This is a genomic window from Cupriavidus gilardii (assembly GCF_008801915.1).
Lineage (GTDB): Bacteria > Pseudomonadota > Gammaproteobacteria > Burkholderiales > Burkholderiaceae > Cupriavidus > Cupriavidus gilardii.
On sequence record NZ_VZOV01000011.1, the window covers coordinates 111,535 to 128,921 of the forward strand.

The 17,387-nt window shown below is 68.0% G+C and carries 19 protein-coding genes, 1 tRNA gene and 1 pseudogene; 18 read left to right on the forward strand and 3 right to left on the reverse strand.

Going from position 1 to position 17,387, the window contains the following annotated elements; all coding sequences use genetic code 11:
• Positions 1-127 precede the first annotated feature (127 nt).
• Positions 128-1,027, reverse strand: coding sequence for a 16S rRNA (cytidine(1402)-2'-O)-methyltransferase (gene rsmI, locus F7Q96_RS14990; RefSeq protein WP_053822792.1), 900 nt, complete (start codon positions 1,025-1,027; stop codon positions 128-130).
• An 18-nt stretch (positions 1,028-1,045) separates the two neighbouring features.
• Here rsmI and F7Q96_RS14995 point away from each other — a divergent pair, with 18 nt between their 5' ends.
• From F7Q96_RS14995 to F7Q96_RS15010, 4 genes are all read left to right on the forward strand, one after another.
• Entirely contained in the window at positions 1,046-1,477 is a 432-nt protein-coding gene (locus tag F7Q96_RS14995) for a YraN family protein (RefSeq protein ID WP_053822791.1), read from the forward strand.
• Between the two features lie 291 nt (positions 1,478-1,768).
• Positions 1,769-2,554 carry a BON domain-containing protein gene (locus F7Q96_RS15000; RefSeq protein WP_053823238.1) on the forward strand — a complete coding sequence of 262 codons (786 nt, stop codon included), beginning with the start codon at positions 1,769-1,771 and terminating at the stop codon, positions 2,552-2,554.
• 312 nt (positions 2,555-2,866) lie between these two features.
• Positions 2,867-3,196 (forward strand): c-type cytochrome, encoded by a 330-nt coding sequence (locus tag F7Q96_RS15005; protein ID WP_053822790.1) that lies wholly within the window; start codon positions 2,867-2,869, stop codon positions 3,194-3,196.
• Positions 3,197-3,229: 33 nt separating this feature from the next.
• Positions 3,230-4,525, forward strand: a complete 1,296-nt coding sequence (locus F7Q96_RS15010; RefSeq protein ID WP_053822789.1) for an NAD(P)/FAD-dependent oxidoreductase — start codon at positions 3,230-3,232, stop codon at positions 4,523-4,525.
• 79 nt (positions 4,526-4,604) lie between these two features.
• Here the strand turns inward: F7Q96_RS15010 and F7Q96_RS15015 are convergent, their stop codons facing one another.
• Entirely contained in the window at positions 4,605-6,017 is a 1,413-nt protein-coding gene (locus F7Q96_RS15015) for a hypothetical protein (protein WP_144425853.1), read from the reverse strand.
• Between the two features lie 247 nt (positions 6,018-6,264).
• Between F7Q96_RS15015 and F7Q96_RS15020 the strand changes: the two genes are divergently transcribed.
• The 13 genes from F7Q96_RS15020 (at position 6,265) to F7Q96_RS15080 (ending at position 16,463) form a co-directional block, all read left to right on the forward strand.
• Positions 6,265-6,663 carry an ArsR/SmtB family transcription factor gene (locus F7Q96_RS15020; RefSeq protein WP_226994791.1) on the forward strand — a complete coding sequence of 133 codons (399 nt, stop codon included), beginning with the start codon at positions 6,265-6,267 and terminating at the stop codon, positions 6,661-6,663.
• Positions 6,664-6,788: 125 nt separating this feature from the next.
• Entirely contained in the window at positions 6,789-8,195 is a 1,407-nt protein-coding gene (gene soxC, locus F7Q96_RS15025) for a sulfite dehydrogenase (RefSeq protein WP_053822786.1), read from the forward strand.
• Between the two features lie 49 nt (positions 8,196-8,244).
• The gene (locus tag F7Q96_RS15030) at positions 8,245-9,339 is read left to right on the forward strand and encodes a c-type cytochrome (protein ID WP_082371655.1); all 1,095 of its coding nucleotides are present in this window, start codon (positions 8,245-8,247) and stop codon (positions 9,337-9,339) included.
• Between the two features lie 128 nt (positions 9,340-9,467).
• Positions 9,468-9,797, forward strand: coding sequence for a c-type cytochrome (locus F7Q96_RS15035; protein ID WP_006577473.1), 330 nt, complete (start codon positions 9,468-9,470; stop codon positions 9,795-9,797).
• A gap of 189 nt (positions 9,798-9,986) precedes the next feature.
• Positions 9,987-10,442 (forward strand): thiosulfate oxidation carrier protein SoxY, encoded by a 456-nt coding sequence (gene soxY / locus F7Q96_RS15040; RefSeq protein ID WP_053823237.1) that lies wholly within the window; start codon positions 9,987-9,989, stop codon positions 10,440-10,442.
• Between the two features lie 55 nt (positions 10,443-10,497).
• Complete coding sequence (soxZ, locus tag F7Q96_RS15045) at positions 10,498-10,809, forward strand: thiosulfate oxidation carrier complex protein SoxZ (RefSeq protein ID WP_006577471.1); 312 nt, start codon at positions 10,498-10,500, stop codon at positions 10,807-10,809.
• Between the two features lie 105 nt (positions 10,810-10,914).
• Complete coding sequence (locus F7Q96_RS15050; protein WP_053822785.1) at positions 10,915-11,373, forward strand: DsrE family protein; 459 nt, start codon at positions 10,915-10,917, stop codon at positions 11,371-11,373.
• 102 nt (positions 11,374-11,475) lie between these two features.
• Complete coding sequence (gene soxA / locus F7Q96_RS15055) at positions 11,476-12,309, forward strand: sulfur oxidation c-type cytochrome SoxA (RefSeq protein WP_053822784.1); 834 nt, start codon at positions 11,476-11,478, stop codon at positions 12,307-12,309.
• 20 nt (positions 12,310-12,329) lie between these two features.
• The gene (gene soxX, locus F7Q96_RS15060) at positions 12,330-13,031 is read left to right on the forward strand and encodes a sulfur oxidation c-type cytochrome SoxX (RefSeq protein ID WP_144425852.1); all 702 of its coding nucleotides are present in this window, start codon (positions 12,330-12,332) and stop codon (positions 13,029-13,031) included.
• Between the two features lie 64 nt (positions 13,032-13,095).
• Positions 13,096-13,569: a TlpA disulfide reductase family protein gene (locus F7Q96_RS15065; protein WP_249041684.1), complete on the forward strand. Its 474-nt coding sequence runs from the start codon at positions 13,096-13,098 to the stop codon at positions 13,567-13,569.
• Between the two features lie 69 nt (positions 13,570-13,638).
• Entirely contained in the window at positions 13,639-15,360 is a 1,722-nt protein-coding gene (gene soxB / locus F7Q96_RS15070) for a thiosulfohydrolase SoxB (protein WP_053822783.1), read from the forward strand.
• A 70-nt stretch (positions 15,361-15,430) separates the two neighbouring features.
• Positions 15,431-15,506 (forward strand) — tRNA-Ala (locus F7Q96_RS15075).
• Positions 15,507-15,599: 93 nt separating this feature from the next.
• Positions 15,600-16,463 (forward strand): DUF3800 domain-containing protein, encoded by an 864-nt coding sequence (locus F7Q96_RS15080; RefSeq protein ID WP_053822720.1) that lies wholly within the window; start codon positions 15,600-15,602, stop codon positions 16,461-16,463.
• Between the two features lie 112 nt (positions 16,464-16,575).
• On the opposite strand, the pseudogene F7Q96_RS15085 reads toward F7Q96_RS15080, so the two are convergent.
• Positions 16,576-17,119: pseudogene (locus F7Q96_RS15085) on the reverse strand (MFS transporter); the annotation flags it as partial.
• 86 nt (positions 17,120-17,205) lie between these two features.
• Here F7Q96_RS15085 and F7Q96_RS15090 point away from each other — a divergent pair.
• Positions 17,206-17,385: a hypothetical protein gene (locus F7Q96_RS15090; protein ID WP_053822719.1), complete on the forward strand. Its 180-nt coding sequence runs from the start codon at positions 17,206-17,208 to the stop codon at positions 17,383-17,385.
• Positions 17,386-17,387: the final 2 nt, after the last annotated feature.

Here is a 17,387-nt window from a genome sequence, read left to right on the forward strand (position 1 = left end):
CGGTCACCACGTTGGTCTCTTCGCCGGTTCCACCCGGCACCTTCACCGGAGCGCCTGAGCGGCGCGGACCACGATGCCGGCGCGCATGGCTCCGCCTCGCATCTTTCCGGTCTGCATCCTTCCGACCTTATTCCTGCTCGCGGCGCGCCAGCGCCATCCGATAGAGCGCCTGGGTATCGGCCCCGGTGATCGCCGCGGCCAGCTTGGCGGCGCGCTTGGCCGGCAACTCCTCCAGCAGCAGCCCCAGTACCCGCTGCGCGTTCGCGTCCAGCGCGGCCTCGCCCTTGGCCGGTGCGCCGGCTCCCTCGATCACCAGCACGAACTCGCCCTTGCCCCTGCCCGCATCGGCGGCCAGCCAGGCCGGTGCGTCGGCGACCGTCATCGTCTCGGCCTGCTCGAACAGCTTGGTCAGTTCCCGGCCGATCAGCAGCCGGCGCGCCGGCGGCAGCTGCTGCGCGAGCGCGGCCAGCGTGTCGGCAATGCGGTGCGGCGCTTCGTAGATGACCCAGGCATGCTCCAGCGTCGCCAGCGCGGCGATCGCGTCGGTGCGCGCCTTGGCCTTGCTCGGCAGGAAGCCGGCAAAGGTGAAGCGGCCGGCGCCGGTGTCGAGCATCTCGCCGGCAACCGACAGCGCGGCGATGGCGGCGCTCGGTCCGGGCAGCGGCACCACGCGATGGCCGGCGGCGCGCACCGCTTCGACCAGCCGCGCGCCGGGGTCGGAAATCCCGGGCGTGCCGGCATCCGAGACATAGGCGATGCGCTCGCCCGCCGCGAGCCGCTCGGCCACGCGCGCGCCGGCCTCGCGCTCGTTGTGCTCGTGCACCGCCAGCAACGGCCGCTGCAGACCCAGCCGCGACAGCAGCTGGCCGGTATTGCGGGTGTCCTCGCAGGCGATCGCGTCGGCAAGGCCGAGCACATGCAGCGCCCGCAGCGTCAGGTCGGCGAGATTGCCGATCGGCGTGGCGACGACGTACAGCGTGCCGGTGGGATAGGACTGGCCGGTTGCCAGCGAGATCCAGTCAGTCATGCTTGAGAACTTCCGTTGATGCGCACATTCAAAACCTCGGCACGCGACCCGGCACGCGGTTCGGCCACAGAGCGGGCCAAGGACGGCACGAAGGACACGGCGAAAGCGCGCGGCGAACGCGCCGAGGCGCGGGCGCTGGCCTATCTGCAAGGCCAGGGCCTGGCGCTGGTGGTGCGCAATTATCGCTGCAAAGGCGGCGAGCTGGACCTGGTGATGCGCGCGCCCGATGGCACGCTGGTCTTCGTCGAGGTCCGTTCCCGCAGCAGCGATGCGTTTGGCGGCGCGCTGGCCAGCATCACGACGACCAAGCGCCAGCGCATCCTGCAGGCGGCCAATCACTATCTGGCGACGCTGGACCACGCGCCGCGCTGCCGGCTCGATGTGGTCGCGATCGGACCGCGGCGGCTCGAATGGCTGCGCGATGCGTTCGGCGCGGGCGAGCCGGAATGACCGGGCAGCGCTTCGTCGCCGGGCGCTTGCATGGCACGGTGGCCGCTGCGGCCAGGCTGTCCGTCATAATGCGCGTTGCGGCGCACGGCCGACCGGGCATGCCCGAGCGCGGCACAGGCCGCCGTGCCGGCTGCCGATCCTCTTTCGCATTACCGCTACAGCAAGGAACGCATGAAGACTTCGCTTTTTTCGCGCGACGCGCTCGCTGAATCGACGCCGGGCCGTGCCCAGCCCGTCCGCGGCGCCAGCCGATTGGCCGCCATCGCCCGCGCCGCCGCCACCGCCACGCTGATGCTGACGGCCGCCACGCAGTTGAGCGGCTGCTTTCCGGTGATCGCCGGTGCCATGGGCGCCGGCGTGATGAGCGCCACCGACCGCCGGCCGACGTCGATCCAGGCGGTCGACCGCGGCCTGCAGCTCGAGATCGAAAACACGCTGGCGACGCGCTACAGCGGCGCCGCGCGCGTCAACGTCACGGTGTTCAACAAGAAGGTGCTGCTGACCGGCGAGGTCAAGGACACCAGCCTGCGCCAGCAGATCGAGCAGTACGTCCGCGGCCTGCCGAACGCCCGCGAGGTCGTCAACGAGCTGGAAGTCGTGTCGTCGCCATCGTTCGCGGCGCAGAGCCAGGACGCCTTCGTGACCAGCAAGGTCAAGACGATGCTGATGACGGCCGAAGGCGTGCCGTCGAATTCCACCAAGGTCACCACCGAGCGCGGCGTGGTCTATCTGATGGGCCTGGTGACCCGTCCCGAGGGCGATCGGGCCACCGAGACGGCGCGCAATGTCGGCGGCGTCAGCAAGGTAGTCAAGGTATTCGACTACATCGACGAAACCGAGCGCGCCCGCCTGGACGCGGCCGCATCGTCGCAGAACGCGGCGCCGGGCGAACCGGTCGGCGGCACCCCGGCACCGGTGCAGACCGCGCCGGGCTCCGCGGCGCCGACCGCCCCCGCCCCCGTCGGCGCCGACCTGTCTTCGCCGGTAACAACGTCGACCACCGCGCCGACCACCGCGCCGACGACGTCGCCCGTCCCGGGCTCGGTCAGCCTGCCTCCGGGCCGCAACCTGCCGTGATTCCGTCCTGAGCCTGCCTGACCGCACAGGCGCGCCGGTGATCCTTCGATCCGGCCCGGCGCGCCTTGCTCCGTCCCTCCGCCGTCCGGCTCCCTCCCGCCGCGCCTCCGGCTGACCTACGCTGGTGTTGCGGCGGCCCAATGGCGTTCGCCGCCCGACTATCTGCGAAAACCGCAGTACGCCCGCGCCGGTTGATGTGATAGGGTTGCCCTGCCTTGCGCGTCACACACGCGCCCGACCGGCCTGTCGTTCGTCCGGTCCGCGCCGCGCGGCCGATCGATGCGCCGAGGTGCCGATTCGAGGAGCGAGACCATGAAGAACAACAATCCCCCGCGAACCGCCGCGGCTTGCCTGGCCGCCATGGCGATGCTCGCGATGGCGCCGGCCAGTGCCGCCGATGCCACGACCGAGCAGGCCCGCAACTGGGCGGCCGCCTGCGCCGCCTGCCACGGCCCTTCCGGCCGTGCACCCGCCGGAAGCCCGGTGCCGGGACTGGCCGGCCGGCCGCAGTCCTATCTGATCGAACAGATGCAGGCGTTCAAGACCGGCAAGCGCGAGGCCACGGTGATGCACCAGATCGCCAAGGGCTATACCGACGAGCAGATCGCAGCGATGGCGAAGTGGTTCGCCGCGGTCAAGTAATGCGGTCCCAGGAACGAGCAAGGGGAGGCTGACATGCAACGACGCAAATTTCTCGGTGCGGCCGCAGCCGCCGCGGCGGTCGGCCCGGCGACCCTCGGCACGCTGCTCGGCGGCTGCGCCAGCGCCGGCACGTCCCGCGCCAGCGGTGGCAAGGTGGTGGTGGTCGGCGGCGGCTACGGCGGCGCGACCGCCGCGCGCTATCTGCGCGAGTGGAGCGACAACACGATCGACGTGACGCTGGTCGAGCCGAACCCGACGTTCATCTCCTGCCCGCTGTCGAACCTGGTGCTGGGCGGCAGCAAGCGGATCGAGGACCTGACGATCTCCTACGATGCGCTGAGCCGGCGCCACGGGGTCAAGGTCGTGCGCGACACCGTCGCCGCGATCGACCCGTCGAAGCGCCAGGTACGCCTGGCCAGCGGCGCCACGCTGCCGTACGACCGCCTGGTGCTGTCTCCGGGCGTCGACTTCATGCCCGACGACGTGCCGGGACTGAAGCGGCCCGGCGGCGACCAGATCCTGCACGCATGGAAGGCCGGCCCGCAGACCGTGGCGCTGCGCCGCCAGCTCGAAGCGATGCGCGACGGCGGCACCTATGCGCTGACGGTGCCGCTCGCGCCTTACCGCTGCCCGCCGGGACCGTACGAGCGTGCCTGCCAGGTGGCGCACTATTTCAGCCAGGCCAAGCCGCGCAGCAAGGTGCTGATCCTCGACGCGAACCCCGACGTGACATCGAAGGCCGCGCTGTTCAAGCAGGTCTGGGCCAGCAAGTACAAGGGCATCGTCGAATACCGGCCGCAATACCGGACCGTCGATATCGACCCGGCCACGCGCACGCTGAAGTTCGAGGTCCAGGACGACGAGCGGGTCGACGTCGCCAACGTGGTGCCGGCCCAGCGCGCCGGCGCGATCGCGGTCAATACCGGGCTGGCCACCGCCAACGGCCGCTGGTGCGAGGTCGATTTCCTGACCTTCGAATCGAAGGCCGTGCCGAACATCCACGTGCTCGGCGACGCCATCCAGATCGCGCCGCTGATGCCGAAGTCCGGCCACATGGCGAACCAGCACGGCAAGATCGCGGCGGCCGCGATCGTCGCGCTGTTGTCGGGAAGGCAGCCCAATCCCGAGCCGCTGTACAACAACACCTGCTACAGCTTCACGTCCGATCGCGAAGTGATCCACGTCGCCAGCGTGCATCGCTACGATCCGCAGAAGAAGACGATGGTGACGGTGCCGGACTCCGGCGGCGTGTCGACGGCGCCCAATACGCTCGAAGGCACCTACGCGTTCGCCTGGGCCAACGCGATCTGGGCGGACGCGCTCGGATAAGCCCGGATAAGCGCCCGGATAAGCGCCCGGGTAGCGCCCGGGCAGCGCCGCGCCAGGCGAGGACTCGGCAATGCCGGCATCAAGCCACCGCAAATGACGTGACGGCTGCGGCGTCGCGCCGCGGCTTGCTGCTTGCGCCGGCATGAATCTCCTCGCGTGCGCCATAGCGGCTGGTGCATACGCGGCTCCATGTGTCGATGACGGGCGAAATGCGGCAATACTGCGCGACGTAGTTCTTGTTCGGATGCGTGCGCAGCAGCGGCTGCAACGGTTTGGTGTCGCCGTCCGCCGCGATGGCGTCCCGCGCCGACTTGTCGATGGCGGTCGCGATGACCGAGTGGCCCCAGACCAGCTGCAGCGCACTGCGCGACAAGGCCGTGCCGGGTTGCGCCTGCTTTTCCACGGCAGTGCCCGTCAGAAACGCCGTCACCTTGCGCCCGTTTTCCGGGCTGATGCGCCAGCCGTTGCCGAGCGGATCCATATGAAGCAGGTCCAGCAGGGATAGTCGTATCCGATCGCTGGTCGGCTTATCCGACAGCACGAAGTTCATCGCGCGGTGATATGCCCCCAGGCCGCACGCGACGTGATCGTTCGCCAGGATGGCCGCGTCCTCGCTCGTCGCCACGGTGTCGCGCAGCGCTATCCACAGTCGCGGCACGCGGTCCTGGCCCGCACGGTCGATGGCAAAGGACGAGTGCGCCCCCTGAATCAGGAAGGGCAGCACCCGCCTGCGGGCATCGCTGAACGACATGCCGCGGATTTCGTTGGCCAGTGTGTCGGCAATACGCTGGATGGTCGCATCGTCGTCCAGCATGCGGCACAGGCCGGCCACCGCGCTTCCCTGGTGCATCGGATCACCGGTTTCCGCGAGAGAAAGAATGTGCCGGCTGGTGCTGCACAACGCGACGAGCCGCCGAATGTTGACGGCGTCGCGCCACGCCGCTTCGGCGACGATCGGCACGGAGATCGAGACGGCAATACGTTCGAGCGCGGAGCGATCGCCCTTTCGGCCGGCCGTCCGAATGCGCGCCAATGCCGCCGACGCGTCCCGGATGACCTCCATGGAAGCCGCCATGCAGGCAATGTTCTCGCTTGCCTCGGTTCGCTTTCCTTGCCCGATCGAATCCACTGCGAGTCCATAGAGGCTGTCCACGTACCGGAACGTGTGGAACTGTGTCTCGGTCAGCAATACCTGGCCGTCCAGGCCGATGCCCCGAAACACCTTGTCGAACAGTTTCCTGCAGAGGCTGCGCTGTTTTTGCACCGCTTCATCGAGCTCTGCAATGGCGCGCGTCGGCCGCTTTGCAAGCGGCGGCGTCAGATAGCGCAGACGGCCCGAATAGGGGCCGATCTGCACGGCGCCCCTTGTTTCGAAGTACGGCGCCGTAGAGCCCATCGCGCCGGCCGCGTCGCCATGTGCGGCGGCTGCCGTGCCTTCGGCGGCTTGCAATAGCGCCTCGTGGGAACTGGGAGTCGGATAGATCCGGGCCATGTTTCGGTGCTCCTTCGTCGTGGTGGAGGAGCGCAATGTATGGGCGCCGAGTACCGCGGCTCGATCGTCGAATGCCGCGGACTTTAGCAAGGCTGCGAGCATGGCCTCGACTCTCACGACGCTGCGGGGCGGCGGCCACATGACTCGAGATGGCCCGAGATGGCCGGCGTGGCCTGAGCGCCACCATCGCCGCAGGCGGGGTAAACGATATATGCGTCATCACGCATATACGCATATAGTGAATCGCATGAACGAACTGGACCGCGTCTTCGAACAGGTGTCGCATTACTTCGCGCTGCTGGCCGAGCCGACGCGGCTGAAGATCCTGCACGCGCTGTGCGACGGCGAGAAGCCGGTCGGCGCGGTGGTCGAGACGGTCGGTTCGTCGCAGGCCAATGTGTCGCGCCACCTGAACGCGATGTTCCGCTCCGGCGTGCTGGCGCGGCGCAAAGAAGCGAACCTGGTGTACTACGCGATCGCCGACCAGAGCGTGGTGGAGCTGTGCCGGACCGTGTGCGTGCAGGTTGCCGCGCGGATCGAGGACGACGCGCAGCAGGTCGCGATGGTGGACCGCTTCATGCCCGCGGAGCCCAAGCGGCGCACGGCCGCACGGCGCAAGCCGGGGGCTGCCGCCGCGGCGCGCTGAGCGCGGCAAGCCGCGAGCAGGACCAGGCGCGCATCGGTCCCCACCGGCGCGCGCGACCCAATACGAACAAGGCATGCCGACCGCGCCCGCACCGGAGCGCGGCGAGCGGCCGGAGGAGACCGAACGTGCCGGACCGCAGTCGCCCGGGCCGCATCGTGCCCGCGCCGGAACACTTCGTCAGCGCCGACCTGCGGCAAGAGATCGGGCGCCACGGCATCGACAGCCGCCGGCGCGATCTGCTGCGCGGCAGCTTTCTCGCGGCGGCCGGCGCCACGGCGGCAGCGGCGGGCCTGGGCAGGCCGGCGCGCGCCGCGGCCGCGGATAGCGCAACCCACGGCGCAGCCAGCAGCGCAACCAGCAGCGCAGCCGAAGGCGATCCCGCGATCCTGAAACCCCAACCGTGGGCCACCTCGCTCGGCCAGCCGGTCGCCGCAAGGCCCTACGGCCAGCCTTCCAGTCACGAAACCGCGCTGATGCGGCGCGAATCGCCGGGTTTGACGCGCGTCTCGGCGGCCTCGGTCAGCTTCGTGCCGCTGCAGGGGCTGTTCGGCATCATCACGCCCAACGGCCTGCATTTCGAGCGGCATCACCAGGGCTGGCACGACATCGACCCGACCCGCCATCGGCTGATGATCAACGGCCTGGTCAAGGCCCCGCGCGTCTATACGATGGACGAGCTGATGCGGCTGCCGTCCGTGTCGCGGATGCATTTCATCGAATGCGGTGCCAATACCGGCATGGAGTGGGGCAATGTCGCGGTGCCGACGGTGCAATACACGCACGGCATGCTGTCCTGCTGCGAGTTCACCGGCGTGCCGCTGCGCGTGCTGCTCGACGACGCCGGCGCCGACCAGCGTCGCGGCCGCTATCTGCTGGCCGAGGGCGGCGACGGTTCGGCGATGACGCGCACGATCCCGATGGAGCTGGCCGACGAGATCATCGTCGCCTGGGGCATGAACGGCGAGATGCTGCGGCCCGAGAACGGCTACCCGTTGCGGCTGGTGGTGCCGGGCGTGCAGGGCGTGTCGTGGGTCAAATGGCTGCGCCGGCTGGAACTGGGCGACCGCCCCTGGAACACCAAGGACGAGACGCTGCACTACGTCGACATGATGCCGGACGGCATGCTGCGGCAGTACACGTCGATCCAGGAGTGCAAGTCGGTGATCACCACGCCGTCGGGGGGCCAGCGCCTGACCGGCAAGGGCTTCTACAACGTCAGCGGACTGGCATGGTCGGGCCGCGGCAAGATCCGGCGCGTCGACGTATCGGTCGACGGCGGGCGCAACTGGCGCACCGCGCGGCTGGAAACGCCGGTGCTGTCCAAATGCCTGACGCGCTTCAATCTGGACTGGATCTGGGACGGCTCGCCGGCGATCCTGCAGAGCCGCGCGATCGACGAGACCGGCTACGTGCAGCCGACCATCGCGCAGCTGCGCGCGGTACGCGGCACGCGTTCGATTTATCACAACAACGCGATCCAGAGCTGGCTGGTCGCGGCCAGCGGCGAGGTGTCCAATGTCCAGGTGCGATAGCGGCAATCCGGCCCGCGCCGGCGCCCGCGCGGGCTGGCGCCGTGGCGCCATGCTGGCCGGCCTGCTGCTCGGCATCGCGGGGGCGGCGGTCCTGCCGCAAGCCGCGCAGGCCGAGCCGAAAGGCGCGGCGCGCACCGACAGCAAGGACAGCAAGGACACCAGGGCGGCCCGCGCCCAGCTCGGCCGCACCGCCACCGCCGCCGAACTGAAGGCCTGGGACATCGACGTCCGCCCCGACTTCCAGGGCCTGCCGCCCGGCCGCGGCACCGTCGCCCAGGGCCAGGCCGTCTGGGACGCGCGCTGCGCCTCCTGCCACGGCGACTTCGGCGAATCCAACGCGGTCTTCACGCCGATCGCCGGCGGTACCACGGCGGCCGATATCGCCAGCGGACGGGTCGCGGCAATGACCGGATCGCAGCCCTACCGCACCTCGCTGATGAAGCTGAGCACGGTCAGCACGCTGTGGGACTACATCCACCGCGCGATGCCGTGGGACAAGCCCAGGAGCCTGACCGTCGACGAGGTCTACGCGGTGACCGCCTACATCCTGAACCTGGGCGATATCGTGCCGGCCGACTTCACGCTGTCGGACGCCAATATCGGCGAGGTCCAGCGCAGGCTGCCGAACCGCAACGGCATGACCACCCAGCACGGCCTGTGGCCGGGCCGCGGCAAGCCGGACACGCGCAATACCGCCTGCATGTCCAACTGCGCCGGCAAGGTCGAGGTCAGTTCGCTGATCCCGGAATACGCGCGCGGCGCGCACGGCGACCTGGCGGCGCAGCAGCGCAGCTTCGGACCGGTGCGCGGCATCGCCACCGGTTCGCCGGAGGACGAGGCGAAGCCGCCAGCCGCGCAGCAGGCCAAGGCCGAGGCCACCACGGCGGCTGCTCAACCCGTCGGCGCAAGGCTGGCCGGCCAGTACCAATGCCTGGCCTGCCACGCGCCGGACCGCAAGCTGGTCGGCCCGTCGTTCCACGAGATCGCCCAGCGCTATCGCGGCAAGGACGCCCACGGTGCGCTCGCACAGAAAATCCGCGGCGGCGGGCAAGGCGCGTGGGGACCGGTGCCGATGCCGCCGCAACCGCAGGTTCCAGAATCGGATATTCAAGCCATGGTGAAGTGGATACTTGAGGCAAAATAGCGTATTGGGCCGCCTGGCGCCTCCATCGAAGGGGGCCGGGCCGGACCAATACGCCGCCGTGCCGGGCAGATCCACTGCCACACGGCCGTGCCGTCCCCACGGCTCATTCCAGTTTGGAGAGGAGAACAATGAAGCAGTTCGTGATCGCAGCCATGATGCTGGCCGGTGCGGCCTCCGCCCACGCCGCCGTCGACGCGGCCAAGGCCCAGGAGATCGCCACCAAGAACGCCTGCATGGGCTGCCACCAGGTGGACAAGAAGCTGGTCGGGCCGTCCTACAAGGAAGTCGCCGCCAAGTACAAGGGCGACAAGGGCGCCATGGCGAAGCTGACCGACAAGGTCAAGAAGGGCGGTTCGGGCGTCTGGGGCCCGGTGCCGATGCCGGCCAACCCGAATATCAGCGAAGCCGACGTGAAGACCGTGCTGGAGTGGGTCCTGGCGGGCGCACCGGCCAAGTAATTGCCTGGTGAGGGGCCGGCGTGCCGGCGGCGATCGCAGTCGCGCCGCGGTAGCCGGCCCGAAGAAGAACGGCAGCAGCTACAGCAGCACAAGCAGCAAACGGGCGGCGATGCACCGCCCGCGCCAGGCCGCCGGCCTGGCGGCCAAACGAATACCGCGGGGCGGGTAGAAGCAGGAGTGCACGACACCATGAACATCACAAGACGAGAGATGCTGCGGGTCAGCGCCGTCGTGTCGCTGATGGCGGCCGCGGGCCTGATCGGCGAGGCGCAGGCGGCCGAATGGAACAAGGCGGCCTTCGAGGGCAAGAGCGTCAATGACGTGATCAAGGCGCTGGGCGGCGGTGCGCCGGAGAAGAGCGGCGCGATCGCCTTCAACGCGCCCGATATCGCCGAGAACGGCGCGGTGGTGCCGGTGGCGGTCACCAGCAATCTGCCCGACACCGAGCAGATCGCGATCCTGGTCGAGAAGAATCCCAATACGCTGGCCGCGGACTTCGTGATCCCGGCCGGTACCGAGCCGTTCGTCTCCACGCGCGTGAAGATGGGCCAGACCTCCGTGGTGCATGCGGCCGTCAAGGCCGGCGGCAAGTGGTATGTCGCCTCCAAGGAGATCAAGGTGACGCTGGGCGGCTGCGGCGGCTGACAAGCCGAGCGCGGATTCCGCTCCCCCAGACTGCCCATCGCAACAGGAGAACGTCATGGCAGACCCGATGCGCGTACGCGCCACCGAGAACGGCGGCGTGGTCGACGTCAAGATTCTGATGAAACACGATATGGAAACCGGCCAGCGCAAGGACGCGTCCGGCAAGACCATCCCGGCCTGGCACATCCAGACGGTCAGCGCCCAGTGCAAGGGCAAGGAGGTCTTCCACGCGAACTTCGGCCCGGCGGTGTCCAAGGACCCGTTCCTGAACTTCAAGTTCAAGGGCGGCGCCAAGGGCGACAAGGTCACGGTGACCTGGGTCGACAATCGCGGCGACAAGCGGACCGACGAGGCCACCATCTCGTGATGCCGGCGCGGGCGGCAGCTTGCCGGCCGCTCTGGTAAGGTGCCCCTTCGGTAGCCGGGTCGGCGGCCGCGCACGAGGCGCGGCGGACACGGCGGAAGGAAGATCATGCGTCGAGCATTCTTTGCAAAGGCGGCCGCCGCGCTGGCGGCGGTCGGACTCGGGAGCCGGGCCGCGGCCCAGACTGCGGCCGCTCCCCGCAGCGGGGGCGGGCGCCACCGCGTGGTGTACCAGCTGTCGGAAGGCAACGACCAGGCGGTGCGCGCGATCGGCAATCTGCGCAACCATCTGGCCGGGGCGCCCAATACGAAGATCGTCGTGGTCGCGCTCGGCTATGGCGTCGATTTCCTGGTCGAGGGCGCACGCGATGCGCGCGGCAACACCTTCGATGCCGCGGTCGGCGCGCTGGCCGGCATGGGCGTCGAGTTCCGCGTCTGCCGCAACACGCTGACCGCGCGCCAGATTCCCGAGAACAAGCTGCTGCTCGAGACGAAGATCGTGCAGGCGGGCGTGGTCGAGATCGCCCGGCTGCAGCAGGACGAAGGCTACGCCTATATCAAGCCGTAGCGGGATGTGTGGCGCCACGTGCGGCACGATTCGCGCATCGAACGATTGGCGCATAGAACAACAGCGGCCCGCCTGGTCGGCGAGACCGAGAGGAGAAACCCCATGAGACCGAACCGACGCCGCCTTGGCTGGCCCGCGCTGGCCGTCGCCGGCGCCGTCGCGCTGACGGGCGCGATGGCCGTGCAGGCGCAGGGCGAGAGCAATACCACCGACGAAATCGCCAAATACCGGCAGATGCTGGCCGAGGGCAATCCCGCCGAGCTGTGGGAAGCTGCCGGCGAGGAACTGTGGAAAAAGCCGGCCGGGCCGAAGAACGTATCGCTCGAGCGCTGCGACCTCGGCAAGGGCCCCGGCGTGACCAAGGGCGCCTACGCCGAGCTGCCGCGCTACTTCGCCGACGCCGGCAAGGTGATGGACCTGGAGCAGCGGCTGGTGTGGTGCCGCACGACGCTGCAGGGGCTGACCGAGCAGCAGGCCAAGGCCACGCCGTTCTCGTCCTCGGGCAAGCGCTCCGACATCGAGCGGCTGGTGGCCTTCGTCACCGGCGAGTCGCGCGGCGTCAAGATGAACGTCAAGCTCGACCATCCGGAAGAAAAGCAGGTCTACGCGCTCGGCAAGAAGATGTTCTATTACCGCGGCGGCGCCTACGACTTCGCCTGCGCGACCTGCCATGCGGTCGACGGCCAGCGCATCCGCCTGCAGGACCTGCCCAACCTGCTGACCGACAAGGGCGCCCAGGCGGCCTACACCACCTGGCCGGCCTACCGCGTGTCCCAGGGCGAGGTCCGCACGATGCAGCACCGGCTCTACGACTGCCTGCGCCAGCAGCGCTTCCCCGAGCCCGCCTACGGCTCCGATGTGATCACCGCGCTCACGATGTTCCTGGCGCGCAATGCCAACGGCGGCACCTACGACGGCCCCGGCCTGAAGCGCTGAACCAGGGGGAGAGCACGAACATGATCCAGAAAAAACAATCGCGGTGGGGCGCCGCCGTTGCCGCCGCAGCGGTCGGCGGTGCGCTCGCGATGCTGGCGGCGCTGGCGATGGCGCAGGATGGCGCGGCATCGAAGGGCAAGGCCACGCCGAAGGCAGCGGCCAATATCCCGCCGGTTTCCGATGGCGACATGAAACGCCTGATCGCCAACTCGTTCAGCTCGAAAGGTCCTGCCACGCTGCAGGGCGTGCTCGAGCGCGACGAGATGCAACAGCTGTGCAGCGATTATCCGGACCGCAGCAAGGTGCCGGCCGCAGTGGCCAGGAAGATCGAGGCCGCCGAACAGCAGAAGATCCGCTATCCGGCCGACAACCGCTGGCTTGGCGACTGGAAGGAAGGCGAGAAGGTGGCCCAGCTCGGCCGCGGCATGCAGTTCTCCGACCCGCCCGGCGGCGTCAACGGCGGCAACTGCTATGCCTGCCACCAGATGACCAAGGCGGAAATCTCGTTCGGCAATATCGGTCCGTCGCTGTATCAGTACGGCAAGCTGCGCGGCAACTCCGAGGCGGTGCTCAAGTACACCTGGGGCAAGATCTGGGACTCGAACGCCTTCGCCGCGTGCTCCAACATGCCGCGCTTCGGCCATAAGGGCATCCTGACCGAGCAGCAGATCCGCGACGTGATGGCGCTGCTGCTGGATCCGGCCTCGCCGGTCAACCAGTAAGGGGCGCGCGATGCGGGCCACGGCGGTGGTGACGGTCGGCTGGCGGCAGAGGCTGCATGGCGCGATGCTCGCCGCCGCGGCGGTCCTCGCACTGACAGTCGCCACGCCTGCCGCCGCGCTGGAAGTCGGCGACACCGTGCGGCTGCCGGCGGTGCAACTGCTGGATGGCCGCACCGTGCCGCCCGAGCACTGGGCCGGCAAGCCGCTGGTGGTGCAGATCTGGGCCTCGTGGTGCCCGTTCTGCGCGCTGCAGAACCCGCGGCTGCAGAAGCTCTACGACAGCACGCGCGGCACGCCGCTGCAGGTGCTGACGATCAGCATCGACAAGGATCAGAAGGATGCCGTCGGCTATCTGCGCCAGCGCGGCTATACCTTTCCCGCGGCGATGGACACGCCGGCGCTGCGCGCCGCGATCGGTCCGCGCAAGGGGCTGCCCGAGCTGTACGTGATCGACGCGAAGGGCAAGGTCGTCCAGAAGGAAGTCGGCGAGATGCTGGAGGAGGAGGTCGCCGCGCTGGCGAAGTACGCCAGGCCCTGACGCGGCGGCAACGCGGGCCGTGCCCGGTGCTGCACCGGACGGCACGGCCGCCATCGAGAGGAAACGACAATGAACCGACGCGAGTTCCTGCAGGTGCTGGCCATCGCCAGCGCCGCGGGCATGGCTTTCCCCACGCGCGACGCACAGGCGGCACAGGCCGCCGCCAGGCTGTACGACGTGCCGCGCTTCGGCAACGTGCATCTGCTGCATTTCACCGACTGCCATGCGCAACTGCTGCCGGTCCACTTCCGCGAGCCCAGCGTCAACCTGGGCATCGGCGACTATGCCGGCAAGCCGCCGCACCTGGTCGGCCAGGCGCTGCTGAAGCACTACCAGATCGCGCCGGGCAGCGCGCAGGCGCACGCCTTCACCTACCTGGATTTCACCGAGGCCGCGCGCCGCTACGGCAAGGTCGGCGGCTTCGCGCATCTGTCCACGTTGGTCAAGCAGCTGAGGGCCAGCCGTCCCGGCGCGTTGCTGCTCGACGGCGGCGATACCTGGCAGGGCTCCGCGACCGCGCTGTGGACGCGCGGCCAGGACATGATCGATGCCGCGCTGACCCTTGGCGTCGACGTGATGACGGCCCACTGGGAGATGACGCTGGGAGCCGAGCGCGTGCGCGAGGTGGTCGACCGCGACTTCAAGGGCAAGGTCGCCTTCCTGGCCCAGAACATCAAGACCAAGGACTTCGAAGACCCGGTGTTCGAGGCCTACACGCTGCGCGAGATGAACGGCGTGCCGGTCGCCATCATCGGCCAGGCCTTCCCTTATACGCCGATCGCCAATCCGGGCTATCTGGTGCCGGACTGGACCTTCGGCATCCAGGAAGAGAACCTGCAGCGCATCATCGACGAGGCACGCGCCAAGGGCGCGCAGGCGGTGGTGCTGCTGTCGCACAACGGCATGGACGTCGACCTGAAGCTCGCCTCGCGCGTGCGCGGACTCGACGCGATCCTCGGCGGCCACACCCATGACGGCGTGCCGGCGCCGGTGCGCGTGCGCAACGCCGGCGGCACCACGCTGGTCACCAACGCCGGCTCGAACGGCAAGTTCCTCGGCGTGCTCGACTTCGACGTGCGCGGCGGCAAGGTGGCCGATTTCCGCTACCGGCTGCTGCCGGTGTTCGCCGACTACCTGCCGGCCGATCCGGCGATGGAGGCGCTGATCCGCAAGGTCCGCGCCCCCTACGAGCAGAAGCTTGGCGAGGTGCTGGCGGTCAACAAGGAACTGCTATACCGCCGCGGCAACTTCAACGGCACCTTCGACCAGCTGATCCTGGACGGACTGATGGACGTGCAGGGCGCCGAGATCGCGTTCTCGCCGGGCTTCCGCTGGGGCACCACGCTGCTGCCCGGCGAGGGCATCACGATGGAACGGCTGATGGACCAGACCGCGATCACCTATCCGTACACCACGGTGACGCAGATGAGCGGCGAGACCATCAAGACGGTGCTCGAGGACGTCGCCGACAACCTGTTCAATCCCGACCCCTACTACCAGCAGGGCGGCGACATGGTCCGCGTCGGCGGCCTGCAGTACACCATCGACCCGGCCGCGCCGATGGGCAAGCGCATCACCGAGATGCGCCTGAAGGGCAAGCCGATCGAGGCCGGCAAGACCTACAAGGTCGCCGGCTGGGCCCCGGTCGCCGAGGAAGCCCGCCACAACGGCGGCCCGCAGATCTGGGACCTGATGGCCGGCTGGCTGCGCCAGCGCAAGGAAGTGGCCGCGGCGCCGCTGAACCTGCCGTCGGTCAAGGGGATGGGCGGCAATCCGGGCATGGCGGCTTGAAACCCCGGGCGGCGGGCGCGCCGCCCCGGCTTGAAATCGCCGGGAAGCTCACGCTATAATCGCCCGCTACGGGCCGATAGCTCAGCTGGGAGAGCGCTGCGTTCGCAATGCAGAGGTCGGGAGTTCGATCCTCCTTCGGTCCACCAAATACAAAAGGGCGCGGATTTTGATCCGCGCCCTTTTTTGTATGGGCCTGCGGCAAGGTCTGCGGGTCAATGCCGGTCTGAGAGGTGGCTCGGATGGACAAGCAGGCGTTGCATCAGCAGTTCGCGTTGTTTGATACCGAATCGTCGACTACTGCGCAAGATACGAGTGGAGCGACATCCCCTACGGGGCGGTTCAGCAATTTCGTGGTCTACGTTGACGAAAGCGGCGACCATGGCATGCAGACGTTGGACCCTCACTATCCGCTCTTTGTCCTTGCGTTCTGCGTGTTCTACAAAAGGCACTACAGCGAAAAGGTCGTGCCGGCGCTCCACAAATTCAAGTTCAACCACTTCGGCCATGACTCGATCGTGTTGCATGAACACGAAATCCGAAAGGAGAAGGGCGAGTTCAAGTTCATGAGTCGACAGCACAAACAGGCGTTCCTATCCGAACTCACCGGCATCATTGAATCCAGCAATTTCATCCTGATCAGTTGCATCATCGACAAAGCGAAGCTGCGTGGAAGGGGCGAGGACGGTAATCCTTATCACATGGCGCTGGGATTCTGCCTGGAAACGCTTTACGAACTGATGCTCGAGAAGAACCAGGATGGCGCGCTTACCCACGTCATTGTCGAATGCCGGGGTAAAAAGGAAGACAACGAACTGGAGCTCGAATTCCGGCGTATCTGCGACGGGGCAAACCGGTTTGGAAGGACGTTGCCATTCGACATCGTCTTTGCCGACAAGAAGGTCGATTCACCTGGCCTTCAACTGGCGGATCTTGTGGCGCGCCCAGTCGGTATGAGTGTGCTTCGCCCGGGACAGGAGAACCGCGCGTTCGAGGTACTCCGGCGCAAGTTTTTCTGCAGCGGAGGCCGTGAGCGGTTGGGCGAGGGCATCGAGAACTGGGGTCTGAAGATTTTCCCACCCCAGGAAAGCGAAAGGCCCCGATGATCTCACCGAGGCCATGACGCCGACCGGGAACTCCCAGTCCACTTGCGCGCAGTATATGCCAATGCGCCAGCGATTTACAACGTAAGCTTGTAACCTTGGCTCCTTGAACGACTTACCGCATTTGCCTGGCTGACGCCGCCGCTACCGGCCGCCCCCCCGCAACTTCCCCGTCCCGGCCGACCGCCTCAATCAACGCCGCCGACGCCGCCGACACCAACCCGGCAAATATCACCTAAGCACAGATCTGCCAAGGCTTGCCCGCGCCCGACTTCAGCAGCGCGGTGGCGATGATCGGCGTGATGCCCGATGCGAAGATGCCGGAGAGCTGGTAGACAAAGGAGAGCCGGTATAGCGGGCCTCGGCGTCGAGCAGCTCGCAGAACAGCGCCGCCTCGGGCCCGCAGACCGCGGCGTAGAAGATGCCGAACGGCACGATGATGGCCAGCCACAGCAGCATCACGTTGCCGACGCCGTTGAGCATCAGCCAGAACGCGGGGAAGCCAAGCACGCGGTGATCAGCGATCCCCAGACGTAGACGCGGGTACGCCAGATCCGGTCCGACAGGTGGCCGAAGAACGGGATGAAGAAACACATGACGATGGCCGCGGCCATCACGCCGGCCATCACGCCGGCCAGCGCTTCGGTGCGGCTGAGTCTGTTTCCAGGGGCTGATTTCCACGTCGGCTTATCTCCGATGCCGTCCATGGCACGTCGACTATACTTTTCCCATCGGAGGACAAGCGATGAAAGCCACTGTCAGGAACACGGTCAAGCTGATCCGCAGCGATCCCGAGAGCGACAAGGCGCTGCGCGAGTTCATTGCCACCGGGAAGCTGAACTCCACCAGGACGTTCAAGATCCGGGACGCCGCCAACGGCGTTGAGCGCGAGGTCAAGCTGAAGCTGATTCCCGCCCAGGGCTGACC